Origin of the sequence: Hansschlegelia zhihuaiae (assembly GCF_004103825.1) — a bacterium.
GTDB classification, from domain to species: domain Bacteria; phylum Pseudomonadota; class Alphaproteobacteria; order Rhizobiales; family Methylopilaceae; genus Methylopila; species Methylopila zhihuaiae.
On the sequence record NZ_RYFI01000021.1, the window covers coordinates 60,693 to 77,251 of the forward strand.

A 16,559-nucleotide genomic window follows, 5' to 3' on the forward strand; every position below is an offset into this window, starting at 1 on the left:
CTATCTCGCCTATATCGACAACACCACCGACGGCGTCTTCGTGGTCTCGGTCGCGCCCGGCGCGCCGATCCGCGTCGAGACGGTGAACCGCGTGATGGAGCGGGCGCTCGGCGTCTCCCGGAACGCCATGCGCGGCCGCCAGCTCGGCGACCTGCTGCCGCGCGAGACCGCCGAGCGGCTCCGCGGGGAGATCGAGACCTGCGCGGCGACCAGCCAGCCGATCCGCTACGAGCAGACCAGCGAGCTCGACGGCGAGGAGCGGGTGTTCGAGGTCGCGCTCGCGCCGGTCCCGACGGCCGACGGCCGCTCCGTCCGCGTGGTCGGCTCGGCCCGCGACCTGACCGAGCGGCGCAAGGGCGAGCAACAGCTCCGCCAGGCGCAGAAGATGGAGGTCGTGGGCCAGCTCACCGGCGGCGTCGCGCACGACTTCAACAACCTGCTTCAGGTCGTGAAGGGCAATCTTGAGCTGCTGTCCGCGGAGCTCGCGCCGGTCATGACGCCCGCGATCGCGAAGCGGCTGCGGGACGCCATGGCGGGAACCGACCGCGGCGCGAAGCTGACGCGGCAGTTGCTCGCCTTCTCGCGCCGCCAGCCGCTCGCGCCGAAGCCGACCGACGTCGGGGCGCTGGTGGCGGCCATGTCCGACCTGTTCGACCGCACGCTCGGCGAGACCATCGAAGTCGAGATCACGCGCGATCCCGGCGGATGGACCGCGCTGGTCGACCCCGCGCAGCTCGAAAACGCCGTGCTCAACCTCGCGATCAACGGGCGCGACGCGATGCCGGGCGGCGGCCGACTCGCGATCGCGGTCCGGCATCTCGCGGCCGGGGCAAGAGAGGGCGAGCGCATCGCGATCTCGGTGACGGACGTCGGCTGCGGCATGCCGCAATCCGTGCTGTCGCGGGTGTTCGAGCCGTTCTTCTCGACCAAGCCCGAAGGGCGCGGCACCGGCCTCGGCCTGCCGCAGGTGCAGGGCTTCATCGAGCAGAGCCAGGGCCGCATCGCGATCGAGAGCGCGCCAGGAGAGGGCACCACGGTTCGGCTGTTCCTGCCGCGCAGCCATGCGGAGGCGGCGCCCGAGGCGGACGCCGAGGCCCCGCCGGCGCCCGCCCAGGGCGAGCGCATCCTGCTGCTCGAGGATGACGACGCGGTCCGCAGCTCCGTGGCCGACCTGGTGGCGTCGCTCGGCTACGACGTCACGGCCGTCGGCTCGACCCGCGAGGCCGTCGCGCTGCTCGAATCTGGGCGGGCCTTCGACCTGCTGCTGTCGGACGTCGTGATGCCGGGGTCGCCGACGCCGCCCGATTTCGCCCGGCTCGCCCGGGCGAAATCGCCGGACCTCAAGGTGCTGTTCATGTCGGGCTACGCCGAGAACGTCATCGTCCACCAGGGCCGCATCGACGCCGACGTGCACCTCATCCAGAAGCCCTATCGCAAGGACCAGCTCGCCCAGGCGCTGCGCGGTCTGCTGGAAGGGCCGCCCGCCTCCGTCGCGGCCGAGGCGGCCGCCCCGCTGCGCATTCTGCTGGTCGAGGACGAACCGCTGATCGCGATGAGCCTGGTCGAGCTTCTGACGAGCTTCGGGCATAGCGCGACCGAGGCGCGCAACGCCTCGACCGCCAAGAAGGCGATCCAGGGCGGCGAGCCCTTCGACCTGCTGCTGACCGATCTCGGTCTGCCGGACGACGACGGCGCTGCGCTCGCCGAATGGTGCCGCCGCGAACGCCCCGGCCTGCCCGTGGTATTCTCGACCGGCCGGGACGGCTTCGAGGCCCCGCCCGCGATCGCCGAAGGCGGACGCTTCGCGATCGTCACCAAGCCGTTCGACGCCGCGACGCTGCGCGACGCGCTCGAGGCCTGCGCGGGACGCAGGGGCTGACCGCCGCCGCCGGAGCCTTGACCCGGGGGCGGCCGGGGTGCATTCGGACGGCCCTCCGCGGGCGCGCCCCGCACATGACCGACAGGCCGGCATGACCCTCGACAGCATCGAAGCCGCGATCGCCGCGATCGCCGCGGGCGAACTCGTGGTCGTGGTGGACGACACCGACCGCGAGAACGAGGGCGACCTCATCATGGCGGCCTCGAAGGCGACGCCCGAGACGCTCGCCTTCATGATCCGGCACACCAGCGGCATCATCTGCGCGCCGATGACGGCGGAGCGCGCCGACGCCCTCAATCTCGCGCCGATGGTCGCCAACAACCGCGACCCCATGCGGACGGCGTTCACCGTTTCCGTGGACTATCGGGTCGGGCTCACCACCGGCATTTCGGGCGAGGAGCGGGCCAACACCGTCCGGGCCCTCGCCTCCGACAACGTCATCGCGAGCGATTTCCTGCGTCCCGGCCACGTGTTCCCGCTGATCGCCCGCGAGGGCGGGGTTCTGACCCGCTCGGGTCACACCGAGGCCGCGACAGACCTCGCGGCGCTCGCAGGCCTGCCCGCGGTCGGCGTGCTGGCCGAGGTCGTCAACGACGACGGCACGGTCAAGCGGCTGCCGGAGCTGCTGGCCTTCGCCAAGCAGCACGGGCTGAAGATCGTCTCGATCGAGGACCTGATCGACCACCGCTCGAAGCGCGAGACCTTCGTCAAGCGGATCGACCGCTTCGAGCGCCGCATCGGCGGCCTCGACGCCACCATCACGATCTACGAGACGCCGTTCGAGCAGACCCAGCACCTCGCGATCACGGTGGGGGACGTCGGCGGCGAGGCTCCCGTGCCCTGCCGCATCCACCGCGAGCACCTGCTCTCCGACCTGCTGCGCGGCGCCGCGACCTCGAAGGGCTGGCTCGACAACGCGCTCGCCCGCTTCGGCGACTGCGGGCGCGGCGTCTTCGTGCTGATCCGCGACCCGGCGGTGCTGCGCGACGCCGCCGACGCCGCGCCGGCGGCGACCGGGGACGGCGAGAAGCATCTCTCCGCCCGCAAGCGCCAGGCCCGCTGGCTCGAGATCGGCGTCGGCGCGCAGATCCTGCGCGACCTCGGCGCAAGGAAGATCTCGCTGCTCGCCGGGCATGAGCGCCAGTTCGTCGGCCTCGCGGGCTTCGGCATCGCGATCGAGAAGACCGAGATCGTCGACGAGTAGCGGCAGCTCGTGTTTTAGGCCTTCATCTGGGAAAGCTTCGTGCTCTTCATTTGAAGTTCAAACATTGCCCCGCCGGCGACCAGCTTTGTCTGGGCCTCGATTGACGGCCAGAGGGCGCACAGTCTCTCCATTTGTTTCAGAAGAGGTGATTTCTGAAGGCCTTTGGATAAGAAGAATCCGATCATATTTGAAGCTCTAAAGGCCGCGGCCTCGTGCTTGTTGCGTGTGATGCGACGGTCGCCGGATATCACGACCCAACCGCCTTCGGCGTTAAGTCGAGCCATCCAGTCTAGGTCTTTGACACCCGTCCCAAAAAGAGCGCGCGACGCATAGACCTGATGCTGAGGCTTGAGCAATTCATGGAGGGCTCTGGCGAGCCGCGGCGGAAGGTTCTCGTCGATCAGAACCTTCAAGCGTCCAACAATTGTTGTTCGAAGCGGACAGCATCGCGCACGACGGCCGCTGGAACCTCATACGCGGCAGCCGCGGCCTCCACCGATCCTTCGGCTTCCGTAGCCTCGGCCAAGGCCACTGTAGGGACGCCATAGTCGGCAGCAATCGGCGCCCCAAAAGCCCGGGCCGGGTCGATCACGATGCTTCGCTTACCGCTTAGCGGCCGCCAGCGGCTCACCACGTCGTCGTCGATATCAAGGTCTTTGAACGTTTGCTCGATCACTTTCGTGAAGACAAATTGTCTCCTCTTCAGGTCGAGCAACTGCTCGCCCTCCGCTGTCGATATCGTTTGAAGGAAGATTGTCTTGCCGTCGGTGCGGAAGCGTCGGGTCGAAAATGGCCTTGGATCGTTGACGCACGCAACTGCCACGCGAAGGCAATAGCGGACGGTTTTCAATCCGAGACCTGCATCGAGAAATTTCTTCACGAACCGGAGTTCGACGAGATCCCTGAAGCCGATCTCCAACTGATCGTCGATCAGCTGCAGTTGAGGGGTCCACAGAGGGGGTACTGCGAACTCCTCACCCCGCTCCCTGTATGTATACCCTCCCATCCAACGGCGGATATTGATGGGGCGCGTTCGGAGAAGCCGTCCGGCCTCCAGAGCCGTGTACGAGCCGAGGCCGATCGCCAGCGACGGCCTTGAGAGTTTCTCAGCTGAAAGCGCCGTCATGAAATTCCCATTCGTCATCGCTTGAAGGTAGCGTGCGCCGCGCCGATCACAAACGTGATTTTCCGAAGGCTCAGAGGCTTATCGGCCGGGACCTTCTCGGTCGACCCGCCGGCAGCGTACTACTTCGCGCTCTTCGCCTTCTCGATCGCCGGCATCAGCTTTGCTTCCACCGCCGCGTCCGTCAGCGGGCCGACGAATTTGAACGCGATGCGCCCCTGGCCGTCGACCACGAAGGTCTCGGGCACGCCATAGACGCCCCATTCGATCGAGGCGCGGCCGTTCGGGTCGACGCCGACGCGCGAGAACGGGTTGCCGAGGCCGCCGAGGAAGCGGCGGGCGTTCTCCGGATTGTCCTTATGGTTGAGGCCGAACAGCCTCAGGCCGCGCGCCTTGAGCTCCATCAGCTCCGGGTGCTCGTCGCGGCAGGGGCCGCACCAGGACGCGAAGACGTTGACCAGCGTCACCTCGCCGGAGGCGAGCTCGGCGCGCGAGAAGCCCGGCACGGCGGCACCGTCGGCCGTCAGCCCTTCGAGCGGCGGTAGCGCGAGGTCGGGCGCCGGGCGGCCGATCAGCGCCGAGGGCAGGGTCGAGGGGTCGCCGCTGAACAGGCGCGCAAAGAGCAGCGCCGCGAGCGCGACGAAGACGAGGAGCGGGATGAGCAGGAGCTTGCGTCGGCCGGAGGAGGGCCGCGGCGCCTCGGCGTCCGGCACGCTCACGACGCAGGCCTGCGCCGGGGTCCCTCGAGCGCCTTCAGCGCACGGGACTGCGCGCGCCAGTCGGCCCAGGTCCACAGGATGAGGCCGGCCACGACCGCAAAGCCGATCGCGTAGGCCGCGAGGATGAAGCCGAGGTGAGGGCCGGTCATTCGGCGGGCTCCGCGGCGAGCGCGGCCGCGGACGCAGCGGTGATGCGCAGCGTCCTCAGCCGCCGGCGGACCAGCTCGGTGCGCATCGCGGCGAGATGGAGCGTGACGAACAGCAGCGTGAAGCCGACGGCGCAGACCAGCAGCGGGACCAGGATCGACGGGTCCATGGCGGGCTTGCCGGCGCGGATCACCGAGGCCGGCTGGTGCAGCGTGTTCCACCAGTCGACCGAGAACTTCACGATCGGGATGTTGATCGAGCCCACCAGGGTCAGGATCGCGCAGGCCTTGGCGGCGCGCGACGGCTCCTCCATGGCGGAGCGCAGCGCCATCAGCCCGAGATACATCAGGAACAGGATCAGGAACGAGGTGAGGCGGGCGTCCCACACCCACCAGGTCCCCCACATCGGCTTGCCCCAGAGCGAGCCGGGGGCGAGCGCGAGGAAGGTGAAGGCGGCCCCGAGCGGCGCCGCGGCCTTGGCCGAGACGTCGGCCATCGGGTGCTTCCAGACCAGCACGCCGAGACTCGCGACCGCCATGACGACGTACGCCATCATGCCGAGCCAGGCGGACGGCACGTGCAGGAACATGATGCGCACCGTCTCGCCCTGCTGGTAGTCCGCCGGCGCGACGAACAGGCCGAGATAGAGGCCCGCGGCGAGCGTCAGCGCCGTCGCCCCGGCGAGCCAGGGCAGCGCGCGGCCCGCGAAGGCCGAGAAGCGCGCAGGGTTGGCGAGCGAGGAGACGGCGGAGATCAGGCCCATAGCGTCTGCGGATCGGTCCAAGCGTCATCCCGGACGGCGGTGCGAGCCGCCGATCCGGGATCGTCATCCGGAAATAGCGCCCATTCTGAGGACGATCCCGGCTCTCCGCCTCCGGCTCCGGCCGGAATGACGTCTGAGTTGGCCACTACCTACGGCGTCTCGCGCGCGAGCGAAACCCGCCTTCGGTCGCAGTCGCGTTCATTCGCGCAGCGCCCTGAGCGCCGCTGCTGCCGCGATCGGTCCTAGCACCATGTAGCCGAGCGTCAGCCCCGCCAGCGCCCCGAGCGGGCCGAACCCATCCCGCGCCGGGTCGCTCGCCGCGACGCCGAAAATCAGCGTCGGGATCGCGAGCGGCAGGATCAGCACCGGGACCAGCAGCCCGCCGCGCCTGAGCCCCACGGTGAGCGCCGCGCCCACCGCCCCGAGGCTCGCGAGCGCCGGCGTGCCGACCAGCAGCGCGAGCGCGGTTTTCCCGAGCGCCGCCGGTCCGAGGTCGAGCATCACGCCGAACAGCGGCGCGGCCAGCACCAGCGGCAGGCCGGTGGTCAGCCAATGCGCGAGGATCTTGGTCGCCACCATGGTCTCGAGCGGCGCCGGCGCGAGGTGGATGAGGTCGAGCCCGCCATCCTCGTGATCCGCCTGCAGCAGCCGGTCGAGCCCAAGCAGGGTCGCGAGCAGCGCGCCGAGCCACAGGATCGCGGGGCCGATGCGCCTCAGCAGAGCGAGGTCGGGCCCGACCGCGAAGGGGGTGAGGGTCACCACCAGGAGGAAGAACACGAGGCCGAGCCCCGCTCCGCCGCCGCGGGCGAGCGCGAGATCGCGCGACAGAAGGGCTGCGTGGGGCGACGTCATCGAACAGCGAGGGTGACCAAAGAGCTAGGCCCCGGTTGCAACATACCGCCCCGCCGGGCGTTTCGCATGCCCGGCCGGCGTCGTCGGCCCATAGCATGTCCGGAGACGAACCATCATGTCCAAAAGCCCTTACCTCTCCGTCGCTGGCGTCGCGCTCGCCGCCGCCATTGGGCTCGCCGTCTCCCCGGCTCGCGCCGACGACGCCGAGATGGCGAAGAGCGCCAAGATTTCCATCGTCCAGGCCATCGAGGCCGCCGAGGCAAAGGGCGGCGGCAAGGCGACCGAGGCCGATTTCGAGGACGACAATGGCGGCCGCTGGGAGATCAAGGTCATCGCGGACGGCGGCAACAAGCTGACCGAATACTACATCGACCCGAATTCCGGAGAGGTGAAAGGCCAGGAGGAGCAGACCTTCGAGAAATACTTCACGATGCTGAAGCCGGAGGACTTCAGCAAGGCGCAGGTCCAGCTCAAGGACGCGATCGCGGCCGCCGAGAAGGCCGCCGGCGGCAAGGCCTACGGCGCCGAGGTCGAGCGCTCCGGCGACGCGGTCGCCTATGAGATCGACGTCATCACCGACCAGGGCGACAAGGACGTCGACGTCGACGCGACCGGCAACGCGAAGGTGGACTGACGCTTGGCGAAGCGCGCCGCCGTCATGTCCCGGCCTTGAGCCGGGACCTATCCGGCGGCGCGCTTCAAAGCCCGACACCGCCGCGACGACCAATTCTCGATCGCGGAGGTTATGGGTCCCGGCTCAAGGCCGGGACATGAGCGCCGAGTTCCGGCTTCGGGCCGCGCTCTTCCCAAGATCGAGCGTCTCGGCGTCCTCGAAGCCGAGCTCCATATGGGTCGCGGCAACCACGAGGCCGCCCTTCGCGCGGTGCTCGGCGACGAGGCGCTCGAGCAGCCTCTGGCCCGCGGCGTCGAGCGCGGCAGTCGGCTCGTCGAGCAGCCAGACGGGGCGCGGCGCGCAGATGAGGCGGGCCAGCGCGAGCCGGCGGCGCTGACCGGCTGACAGGACGGCGCCCGGCAATTCGGCGAGCGCGCCGAGGCCGACGTGGTCGAGCGCGGCCTGAAGGACGCCTTCGCCGCCGAGCGCGTCGCGCGCGAAACGCAGGTTCCGCTCGACGGTGAGCCCGGCCTTGACCGCGTCGAGATGGCCGAGCAGGTGCATGCGCTCGCGCGGTTCGTCGTCGTCGCCCTCAATCCGGACAGAGCCCGAATCCGGGGTGATCAGCCCGGCGAGCGTGCGCAGCAGCGTCGACTTGCCGGCCCCGTTCGGTCCGACCACCGCAAGCGCGCCGCCGGCCGCGACCGCGAAGCCGACGCCGACGAGCACCAGCCGCCCGCCGCGCGACACCGTGAGATCTTCGGCGACGAGCTTCATCGGGCGACGCCGCGCCGTTCGTCTGGAACCCCTCTTAGGCGGCGCGATTTCGTTATGGCGGCCCGGCTTTCAAGCGGCTTCAACGTCGCCAAGACTTCTCCTATAAGGACGCCAGACGGCGATCTTGTGCAGCGCACATGAGACGGTCGGCGATCCCGCCCGGCCCGTCGGCGCCGCCAGCCCGAGGAGCGAGCCCCGTGTCCCATCCCGACAGCTTCCGTTCGTCCAAGACCCTGTCGGTCGGCCCGAAGAGCTACCGCTACTACAGCATCCCGGACGCCGAGGCGAACGGGCTCGAAGGCGTCTCGAAGCTGCCCTTCTCGATGAAGGTGCTGCTCGAGAACCTGCTGCGGTTCGAGGACGGGCGCACGGTCAAGAAAGAGGACATCTCGGCCGTCAAGGACTGGCTCGAGAACCGCGGCAAGGGCGAATACGAGATCGCCTACCGGCCCTCGCGCGTGCTGATGCAGGATTTCACCGGCGTGCCCGCCGTCGTCGATCTCGCAGCGATGCGCGACGCCATGGTGCATCTCGGCGGCGACCCGAAGCGCATCAACCCGCTGGTGCCGGTCGACCTCGTCATCGACCACTCGGTGATCGTGAACTTCTTCGGCAATGACGCCGCCTTCGGCAAGAATGTCGAGGAGGAGTACCGGCAGAACCAGGAGCGCTACCGCTTCCTGAAATGGGGCCAGTCGGCGTTCGAGAATTTTCGCGTGGTGCCGCCCGGCACCGGCATCTGCCACCAGGTCAATCTCGAATATCTCGCCCAGACGGTCTGGACCAAGGACGAGAACGGCGAGACCGTCGCCTATCCGGACACCTGCGTCGGCACGGACAGCCACACCACCATGGTCAACGGCCTCGGCGTGCTCGGCTGGGGCGTGGGCGGCATCGAGGCCGAGGCCGCGATGCTTGGCCAGCCGGTCTCGATGCTGATCCCCGAGGTGATCGGCTTCAAGCTGACCGGCCAGCTCAAGGAGGGGATCACCGCCACCGACCTGGTTCTGACCGTGACCCAGATGCTGCGGAAAAAGGGCGTCGTGGGCAAGTTCGTGGAGTTCTACGGCGACGGGCTCGACCATCTGTCGCTCGCCGACCGCGCCACGATCGGCAACATGGCGCCCGAATATGGCGCGACCTGCGGCTTCTTCCCCGTCGACGCCGAGACGATCGCCTATCTCGACGAGACCGGCCGCGATCCAGAGCGGCTCGCGCTGGTCGAGGCCTATTGCAAGGCGCAGGGCATGTGGCGCGAGAAGGGCTCGCCGGACCCGGTGTTCACGGATTCGCTCGAGCTCGACATCACCACCGTGGAGCCGTCGCTCGCCGGCCCGAAGCGGCCGCAGGACCGGGTGCTGCTGAAGGACGCCAAGGCCGGCTTCCTGGCCTCGCTCGAGGGCGAGTTCAAGAAGCCCAGCGAGGCGGACAAGCGCGCTAAGGTCGCGAACGCCGATTTCGACATCGGCCATGGCGACGTGACGATCGCGGCCATCACCTCCTGCACCAACACCTCGAACCCGAGCGTGCTGATCGCCGCGGGCCTGCTCGCCCGCAACGCGGTCGCCAAGGGGCTGAAGTCGAAGCCCTGGGTGAAGACCTCGCTCGCGCCCGGCTCCCAGGTGGTCGAGGCCTATCTCGAAGCCGCGGACCTGCAGGACGACCTCGACGCATTGGGCTTCAACCTCGTGGGCTTCGGCTGCACCACCTGCATCGGCAATTCCGGCCCGCTGCCCGAGGACATCTCCGAGGCGATCAACGAGAACGACCTCGTGGTCGGCGCGGTGCTCTCCGGCAACCGCAACTTCGAGGGCCGAGTCAATCCGGACGTGAAGGCCAACTACCTCGCCTCGCCGCCGCTCGTCGTGGCCTATGCGCTCGCGGGCTCGCTCAAGGTCGACCTCACCACCGAGCCGCTCGGCGAGGGGGCCGACGGGCCGGTCTATCTCAAGGACATCTGGCCCTCGAACCAGGAGGTCCAGGATTTTATCCGCCAGAACGTCACCAAGGCGATGTTCCAGGAGAAATACGCCGACGTCTTCAAGGGCGACGAGAACTGGCGGAAGATCGACGCGCCCTCCGGCGAGACCTACGCCTGGGTCGACACCTCGACCTATGTGCAGAACCCGCCTTATTTCGAGGGCATGAGCCGCGAGCCGGAGCCGATCACCGACATCGACGACGCGCGGATCCTCGGCCTGTTCCTGGACTCGATCACCACCGACCACATCTCGCCCGCGGGCTCGATCAAGCAGGCCTCGCCGGCCGGGGAGTATCTGCGCGACCACCAGGTGCGGCCCGCCGACTTCAACCAGTACGGCACGCGGCGCGGCAACCATCAGGTCATGATGCGCGGCACCTTCGCCAACATCCGCATCAGGAACCAGATGCTGGACGGCGTCGAGGGCGGCATGACCAAGCACTGGCCCGACGGCGAGCAGATGCCGATCTACGACGCCGCCATGAAATACAAGGCCGAAGGCGTGCCGCTCGTGGTGTTCGCGGGCAAGGAGTACGGCACCGGCTCGTCGCGCGACTGGGCCGCCAAGGGCACCAACCTGCTCGGCGTGCGCGCCGTGATCGCCCAGTCCTTCGAGCGCATCCACCGCTCGAACCTGGTCGGCATGGGCGTCGTTCCGCTCACCTTCCAGGAGGGGGACTCGTGGCAGTCGCTCGGGCTCAAGGGCGACGAGACCGTCACGATCCACGGCCTCGCCGAAGGCCTTAAGCCCCGCGCGACGCTGGAAGCCGAGATCACCTCGGCTGGCGGCGAGACCCGCAAGGTCCCGCTGCTCTGCCGGATCGACACGCTGGACGAGCTCGACTACTTCCGCAACGGCGGAATCCTGCACTACGTGCTGCGCAGCCTTGCGGCCTGATCCGATCACGTCTCGGAGCGTCACCGCCATGTGAGTGGCCGACGCTCCGCCTCCGACCCATAAAAATCGCCGTTACGTCCCCCGCGCCCGGACAGGCTGGTTCATGCGTCTTCTCAAACGTCTCGTCGCCGTCGGCTGCCTCTTCGCGGGCCCCGCATGGGCCGGCGAAGCGCCGCGTTCGGTGGTCGAGCTGTTCACCAGCCAGGGCTGCTCCTCCTGCCCGCCCGCCGACCGTCTCGCGAGCGAGCTCGCGCCCGACGACCGCATGCTCGTGCTGACCCTTGCGGTCGACTACTGGGATTATCTCGGCTGGAAGGACACGCTGGCGAGCCCGGCCAATTCGGCGCGCCAGCGCGCCTACGCCATGGCGCGCGGGGACCGGAAGGTGTTCACGCCGCAGATCGTCGTGAACGGCCGCGAAAGCGCCGTGGGCGGCGACCGCAAGGCGGTGGAGGCCGCGATCGCCCGGGCGGAAGGGTCGGGCGGCCTCGCCCTGCCCGTCGCGCTCAAGATCGAAGACGGCCGCCTCGAAGTCGAGGTCGCGGCGCCGCGCGGCCCGCTCAAGGAGCGGCATGGCGAGGTCTGGGCGTTCGCGATCCAGAAGTCGCGGCCGGTCGAGATCGGCAAGGGCGAGAACGCCGGCCGCCACGTCGTCTACGCCAATGTCGTGCGCCACATGACGCGGCTCGGCGCCTGGGAAGGCGCGCCCGCCAAGTTCGAGATCGCGGCAGACGAGGTGATGAGCCCGGATTCCGACAGCCTCGCCGTGCTTGTGCAGGCCGGCAATGGCGGCCAGCCGGGCGGGGTGCTGGGCGCCGCGCGCGCCGACGCGGAGGCGCCGCCTGCGCCGGCGGTCGTCCCCACCACGACCTCGCGCCTGTCGCGCGAGCCCTATTGAGCCTCCCGCGGAGAGTCGCGGCCTGCGCCGTCGCAACGGCGCTGCTCCTCGCGATCGGAACCGCCCGCGCGGCCGACGATCACCCGTCATACGGGCTCGAGCTCGAAGACTTCGACTATCCGCACGAGGTGCGGCGCTTCGATTTCGTGTCGCAGGGCGCGAAGATGTCGATGGCCTATATGGACGTCGCGCCCGAGCGCCCGAACGGCCGCGCCGTCGTCCTGCTCCACGGCAAGAATTTCTGCGCCGCGACCTTCGAGGGGCTGATCAGGACGTTGTCGGGCGCGGGCTTCCGCGTCGTGGCCGTCGACCAGATCGGCTTCTGCAAGTCGACCAAGCCTGAAGCCTACCAGTTCTCGTTCCACCAGCTCGCCGCCAACACCAACGCGCTGCTGAAGTCGATCAGCGTCGAGAAGGCGGTCGTGCTCGGCCATTCGATGGGCGGCATGTTGGCGGCGCGCTACGCGCTGATGCACCCGGCCGCGACCGAGACGCTGGTGATGGTCAATCCGCTCGGCTTCGAGGACTGGAAGGCCGAGGGCGTTCCCTACGCCACCATCGACAGGCTGAACGAGCAGGAGCTCAAGACCACCTACGACACGGTCAAGGCCTACCAGCTGAAGTTCTACTACGACGGCAAGTGGAAGCCTGAATACGACCGCTGGGCCGAGATGAACGCCGGCATGTATCACGGCGCAGGGCGGGACCGCGTCGCCTGGATCGGCGCGCTCACCCACGAGATGATCTACACGCAGCCGGTCGTCTACGAGTTCCCGGAGATCAAGGTCCCGACCGTGCTGATGGTCGGGCAGGGCGACCGCACCGCGCCCGGCGCGAACCGCGCGCCGCCCGAGGTCGCCAAGCGCCTCGGCGACTATCCGGCGCTCGGCCGGAAGGCTGCGGCCGCGATGCCCGGCGCGAAGCTTGTCGAGTTCCCCGGCCTCGGCCACGCGCCGCATATCGAGGCCCCGGCCGAGTTCGACGCCGCGCTGCTGAAGGCGCTTGGCGCGCCTTAAGCCTGCGGTTGGTTAAGGCTCACGCCGCCGAGCGCTCCAGCGGGACAATCCCGGCCACGACCTCGGCGCCGATCCTCTTGGCGACCTCGGCGTCATAGTGCGCCTGCAGGTTGATCCAGAAGTCCACGGTGGTTCCAAGATAACGCGCGAGCCGAAGCGCGGTGTCGGGCGTGACGCCGATCTCCTCGCGCACGATTCTTTCAATCCGCGTGCGCGGGACGTGGCAGGCCTTCGCGACCTTCCCGGCGGACAATTCTAGCGGCTCGATGAACTCCTCTCGCAGTATCTCGCCCGGATGGATCGGCGGGAGATCGGCGATAGTTTCAGGGTCGCTGATCGTCTTAAGGTTCATGGTTTTCACGTCACAGGTTCAGGTTCGGTTTCGACCAGCAGGATCAATGATAATCGACCACTTCCACATCGGTCGGCCCCGCCGCGCTCCATATGAAGCAGATGCGGAACTGATCATTGATCCGGATCGAATACTGACCGGCGCGGTCTCCTTTCAGCGCCTCCAGACGATTGCCCGGCGGCGAAGCCAGATCCTCCAGCGTCGCTGCCGAATTGAGCATCGTGAGTTTCCTGAACGCGGCCCTGAAAATGTCCGTCGGAAACCCCTTCGGGCATTTGCCCTGAGACACGGCGGCCGTCATGCGGTCGCGGAAGCTCACGATCATGAGAGCCCGTCAGCCGCTTCCGAGCCACGTATCAATCACAGACACATAGCACAAGGCGATCCTTGTATCAAAGACCGATACTGGCAGTCGACCCGACGATCGTGAGCCGGGTCTGATGGAGGGCCGTTTTCGGCCGACTCGCGCCATAAGTCTCGGTCAGCCGCCTTGCGCGCGGGCCCGTCGGGGGCGATCATGACGGCTCGATGAAGGAGGCGCGATGAGCGATCTCGAGCCCATACGCTTCGTCCCCCGCGGGGGACCCCACGCCCAGGCGGCCCGTCCCGCCTCGCCCCCATCCTCGCAGGTGTCCTTCGACCGGCGCGAATTGCGCGACCTGCTCGAGCTCTATGGCCGGATGGTCGCGGCCGGCGAATGGCGCGACTACGCGATCGACTTCCTGAAGGACCAGGCCGTGTTTTCGGTGTTCCGGCGATCGAGCGAGGCGCCGCTCTACCGGATCGAGAAGACGCCCCGCCTCGCGCGCCGACAGGGCGCCTATGCGGTGGTGTCCGCCACGGGCCTCATCCTGAAGCGCGGCCACGAGCTCGCCCGGGTGCTGGCGGTGCTCGAGCAGAAGACCCTGAGGCTCGTCACCGCCTGAAGCGCGGAGCGGGTCTCAGCCCACCAGCCGCCGGATCGGGACGACCGCGCCGCCGTTTTCGATCGCCATGTCCGGCTCGCCGCGCTCGTTACGGAAGACGCGATAGGCGAGCGCCTCGGCGACCTCGTTGCGCTCGTCGAAGGTGAGCACTTTCGGGCTCGCCTCGACGACGTCGTCGAGCGAGCCGTAGGTCGCCGAGGCGATGATCACCTCGTCGCCGACCTGGCAGGTGCGCGCCGCCGCCCCGTTCAGCACGCAGCAGCGCGAGCCCGGCTCGCCATAGAGCACATAGGTCGCGATCCGCGCGCCGGAGCTCTTGTTCCAGATCTCGACGAATTCGAGCGGGTCGAGACCCGCCTGCCGGCAGATCTCGGGATCGAGCGTGATCGAGCCGTGATAGTTGAGATCCGCGCCGGTGACGCGGATCCCATGGAGCTTCGCGCGGACGAAGCGCTGCACCGGCTCAGGCCGCCGCCGGCTTCTGCGCCTTCGAGGCCGCATAGGCCTCCTGGACCTCCTCGACGGTCCTGAGGCCCGCGCGCGGAGAATTCACCAGCACCGCCATGTTGCCGGGCGGGTGCTGGTTCTTCCACATCTGGGTGTGGGCCTTCGGGATGTCGTTGAACGCGAACACCGTCGACATGCAGGGGTCGACTCGGCGGTCGAGCACGAAGCGGTTGGCGGCGGCCGCCTGCTTCAGATGGGCGAAATGCGAGCCCTGGATACGCTTCTGCCGCATCCAGACATAGCGGGCGTCGAAGGTGATGTTGTAGCCCGTGGTGCCGGCGCAGAACACCACCATGCCGCCGCGCTTCACCACCAGGCAGGAGACCGGGAAGGTCGACTCGCCCGGATGCTCGAACACCATGTCGACGTCGACGCCCTTGCCGGTGATCTCCCAGATCGCCTTGCCGAAGGCGCGCGCCGACTTCACCCAGGCGTTGTATTCGGGGCTGTTGACCTTGGGCATCTGGCCCCAGCAGTCGAAATCCTTGCGGTTGATGACGCCCTTGGCGCCGAGGCCGAGCACGTAGTCGCGCTTCGACTCGTCGGAGATCACGCCGATCGCGTTCGCGCCCGACGCCGCGATCAGCTGCACGGCGAACACGCCGAGGCCGCCCGAGGCGCCCCAGACCAGCACGTTGTCGGAGGGCTTCAGCTGATGCGGCGCGTGGCCGAACAGCATGCGGTAGGCGGTGGCGAGCGTCAGCGTGTAGCAGGCCGCCTCCTCCCAGGTGAGGTGCTTCGGCCGCGGCATCAGCTGGCGGGACTGCACCCGGCAGAACTGCGCGAACGAGCCGTCCGGCGTCTCGTAGCCCCAGATGCGCTGGGAGGGCGAGAACATCGGGTCGCCGCCATTGCACTCCTCGTCGTCGCCGTCGTCCTGGTTGCAGTGGATGACGACCTCGTCGCCGACCTTCCAGAGCTTCACCTTGGAGCCGACCGCCCAGACGATGCCGGAGGCGTCGGAGCCGCCGATATGGATCGGCGACTTGTGGCTGTCGATCGGCGAGACGGGCTCTCCCAGCGAACCCCAGACATGGTTGTAGTTGACGCCCGCGGCCATGACATAGACCAGCACGTCCTCGTCGCCGAGCGGCCAGGTCGGCACCACCTCGAGCTCGTTCGCGCTTTCCGGCGGCCCGTGCCGCTCCTTGCGGACGACCCAGGCGTGCATGCTCTTGGGCACATGGCCGAGCGGCGGCATCTCGCCCAGATCGTAGAGGTCTTTGCGCTCGGCGGTCGCGGACATGGCGGCTGCTCGCTTGATTGTTGGTCTCGTTTGGAAGGGGACCTAAGCGCTCGCGATGCGCCTGCGCAATGCGACGTTGGCTCTATGCTGCGGCGCGGCATGGCCGGCGGGCCGCGCCGCCATATACACATATGGCGGCATGGCCGGCGGGCCGCGCCGCCATATGTGTCGCCGGGGCTATCGCTCGGACGAGGGAGACGGTCGGACATGGAACCTTTCGCAGGCTATGGGATCCTCGCGGTGCTGCTTATCGGCGGCGTCGCGGGTTGGCTCGCCGGCATCGTGGTGCGCGGCTACGGCCTCGGCATCATCGGCAACATCATTGTGGGAATCATCGGGGCCTTTATCGGCACTTGGCTGCTCGCCAAGCTCGGCGTCTTCGTGGGCGGCGGCCTGATCGGCACGCTGGTCGGCGCGACCATCGGCGCGATCGTGCTGCTGCTGATCATCGGGTTGTTCAGACGAGTCTAGCGCCGCGCTCACGTCCCGGCCTTGAGCCGGGACCCATCCGGTTCCGTCGGCGCAAAGCGGGCTTCGGCGCGAGCGGCGTCTTCTGGCTCGGGGGCGCAAAATGGGTCCCGGCTCGAGGCCGGGACATCGGCGTCGCGCTAGGGTCCGGACTCAATTGCACCAGTAGGTGACGGTGGCCGCGATGATC

The 16,559-nt window shown here is 68.4% G+C and carries 19 protein-coding genes; 8 read left to right on the top strand and 11 right to left on the bottom strand.

The window, feature by feature from the left end; all coding sequences use genetic code 11:
• Both EK403_RS18570 and ribB read left to right on the top strand, forming a co-directional pair.
• A partial coding sequence (locus EK403_RS18570; protein WP_164919671.1) for a response regulator occupies positions 1 to 1,879 on the top strand: 1,879 nt, incomplete at its 5' end.
• A gap of 91 nt (positions 1,880 to 1,970) precedes the next feature.
• A complete protein-coding gene (ribB, locus tag EK403_RS18575; protein ID WP_128778954.1) occupies positions 1,971 to 3,083 on the top strand; it encodes a 3,4-dihydroxy-2-butanone-4-phosphate synthase in 1,113 nt (370 codons plus the stop codon).
• Between the two features lie 14 nt (positions 3,084 to 3,097).
• On the opposite strand, the gene EK403_RS18580 is transcribed toward ribB, so the two are convergent.
• The 6 genes from EK403_RS18580 to ccmB all read right to left on the bottom strand — a co-directional run bounded on the left by EK403_RS18580 (position 3,098) and on the right by ccmB (position 6,687).
• On the bottom strand, positions 3,098 to 3,496 hold the full coding sequence (locus EK403_RS18580) for a PIN-like domain-containing protein (RefSeq protein ID WP_128778955.1): 399 nt from the start codon (positions 3,494 to 3,496) through the stop codon (positions 3,098 to 3,100).
• The gene (locus EK403_RS18585; RefSeq protein WP_164919672.1) at positions 3,493 to 4,209 is read right to left on the bottom strand and encodes a hypothetical protein; all 717 of its coding nucleotides are present in this window, start codon (positions 4,207 to 4,209) and stop codon (positions 3,493 to 3,495) included. Before EK403_RS18585 ends, EK403_RS18580 begins: the two co-directional genes overlap by 4 nt.
• Before the next feature lie 119 nt (positions 4,210 to 4,328).
• The gene (locus EK403_RS18590; protein ID WP_128778956.1) at positions 4,329 to 4,925 is read right to left on the bottom strand and encodes a DsbE family thiol:disulfide interchange protein; all 597 of its coding nucleotides are present in this window, start codon (positions 4,923 to 4,925) and stop codon (positions 4,329 to 4,331) included.
• Entirely contained in the window at positions 4,922 to 5,074 is a 153-nt protein-coding gene (ccmD, locus tag EK403_RS18595; protein ID WP_128778957.1) for a heme exporter protein CcmD, read from the bottom strand. The genes EK403_RS18590 and ccmD overlap by 4 nt, the downstream gene beginning before the upstream one ends.
• Positions 5,071 to 5,835 carry a heme ABC transporter permease gene (locus tag EK403_RS18600; protein ID WP_128778977.1) on the bottom strand — a complete coding sequence of 255 codons (765 nt, stop codon included), beginning with the start codon at positions 5,833 to 5,835 and terminating at the stop codon, positions 5,071 to 5,073. The genes ccmD and EK403_RS18600 overlap by 4 nt, the downstream gene beginning before the upstream one ends.
• 198 nt (positions 5,836 to 6,033) lie before the next feature.
• Positions 6,034 to 6,687, bottom strand: a complete 654-nt coding sequence (gene ccmB / locus EK403_RS18605; protein ID WP_128778958.1) for a heme exporter protein CcmB — start codon at positions 6,685 to 6,687, stop codon at positions 6,034 to 6,036.
• Positions 6,688 to 6,802: 115 nt separating this feature from the next.
• On the opposite strand from ccmB, the gene EK403_RS18610 reads away from it, so the two are divergent.
• On the top strand, positions 6,803 to 7,321 hold the full coding sequence (locus tag EK403_RS18610; protein ID WP_128778959.1) for a PepSY domain-containing protein: 519 nt from the start codon (positions 6,803 to 6,805) through the stop codon (positions 7,319 to 7,321).
• Between the two features lie 123 nt (positions 7,322 to 7,444).
• Here the strand turns inward: EK403_RS18610 and ccmA are convergent, their stop codons facing one another.
• Positions 7,445 to 8,077: a heme ABC exporter ATP-binding protein CcmA gene (gene ccmA, locus EK403_RS18615; protein ID WP_128778960.1), complete on the bottom strand. Its 633-nt coding sequence runs from the start codon at positions 8,075 to 8,077 to the stop codon at positions 7,445 to 7,447.
• 197 nt (positions 8,078 to 8,274) lie between these two features.
• Between ccmA and acnA the strand changes: the two genes are divergently transcribed.
• The 3 genes from acnA to EK403_RS18630 all read left to right on the top strand — a co-directional run bounded on the left by acnA (position 8,275) and on the right by EK403_RS18630 (position 12,870).
• Positions 8,275 to 10,956, top strand: a complete 2,682-nt coding sequence (gene acnA, locus EK403_RS18620; RefSeq protein ID WP_128778961.1) for an aconitate hydratase AcnA — start codon at positions 8,275 to 8,277, stop codon at positions 10,954 to 10,956.
• Between the two features lie 103 nt (positions 10,957 to 11,059).
• Positions 11,060 to 11,854, top strand: a complete 795-nt coding sequence (locus EK403_RS18625) for a DUF1223 domain-containing protein (RefSeq protein WP_128778962.1) — start codon at positions 11,060 to 11,062, stop codon at positions 11,852 to 11,854.
• Positions 11,851 to 12,870 carry an alpha/beta fold hydrolase gene (locus tag EK403_RS18630; protein WP_128778963.1) on the top strand — a complete coding sequence of 340 codons (1,020 nt, stop codon included), beginning with the start codon at positions 11,851 to 11,853 and terminating at the stop codon, positions 12,868 to 12,870. The genes EK403_RS18625 and EK403_RS18630 overlap by 4 nt, the downstream gene beginning before the upstream one ends.
• Before the next feature lie 19 nt (positions 12,871 to 12,889).
• Here EK403_RS18630 and EK403_RS18635 read toward each other — a convergent pair whose 3' ends face one another.
• Both EK403_RS18635 and EK403_RS18640 read right to left on the bottom strand, forming a co-directional pair.
• Positions 12,890 to 13,222 carry a HigA family addiction module antitoxin gene (locus tag EK403_RS18635; protein ID WP_128778964.1) on the bottom strand — a complete coding sequence of 111 codons (333 nt, stop codon included), beginning with the start codon at positions 13,220 to 13,222 and terminating at the stop codon, positions 12,890 to 12,892.
• Positions 13,223 to 13,265: 43 nt separating this feature from the next.
• Entirely contained in the window at positions 13,266 to 13,547 is a 282-nt protein-coding gene (locus tag EK403_RS18640; protein WP_128778965.1) for a type II toxin-antitoxin system RelE/ParE family toxin, read from the bottom strand.
• A 217-nt stretch (positions 13,548 to 13,764) separates the two neighbouring features.
• Here EK403_RS18640 and EK403_RS18645 point away from each other — a divergent pair, with 217 nt between their 5' ends.
• Positions 13,765 to 14,148 carry a DUF2794 domain-containing protein gene (locus tag EK403_RS18645; protein ID WP_128778966.1) on the top strand — a complete coding sequence of 128 codons (384 nt, stop codon included), beginning with the start codon at positions 13,765 to 13,767 and terminating at the stop codon, positions 14,146 to 14,148.
• 15 nt (positions 14,149 to 14,163) lie between these two features.
• Here the strand turns inward: EK403_RS18645 and EK403_RS18650 are convergent, their stop codons facing one another.
• Both EK403_RS18650 and ccrA read right to left on the bottom strand, forming a co-directional pair.
• Complete coding sequence (locus tag EK403_RS18650) at positions 14,164 to 14,607, bottom strand: aspartate 1-decarboxylase (protein ID WP_128778967.1); 444 nt, start codon at positions 14,605 to 14,607, stop codon at positions 14,164 to 14,166.
• 4 nt (positions 14,608 to 14,611) lie between these two features.
• Positions 14,612 to 15,901, bottom strand: a complete 1,290-nt coding sequence (gene ccrA / locus EK403_RS18655) for a crotonyl-CoA carboxylase/reductase (RefSeq protein ID WP_128778968.1) — start codon at positions 15,899 to 15,901, stop codon at positions 14,612 to 14,614.
• A 207-nt stretch (positions 15,902 to 16,108) separates the two neighbouring features.
• Here ccrA and EK403_RS18660 point away from each other — a divergent pair, with 207 nt between their 5' ends.
• Positions 16,109 to 16,372, top strand: coding sequence for a GlsB/YeaQ/YmgE family stress response membrane protein (locus tag EK403_RS18660; protein WP_128778969.1), 264 nt, complete (start codon positions 16,109 to 16,111; stop codon positions 16,370 to 16,372).
• Positions 16,373 to 16,559: the final 187 nt, after the last annotated feature.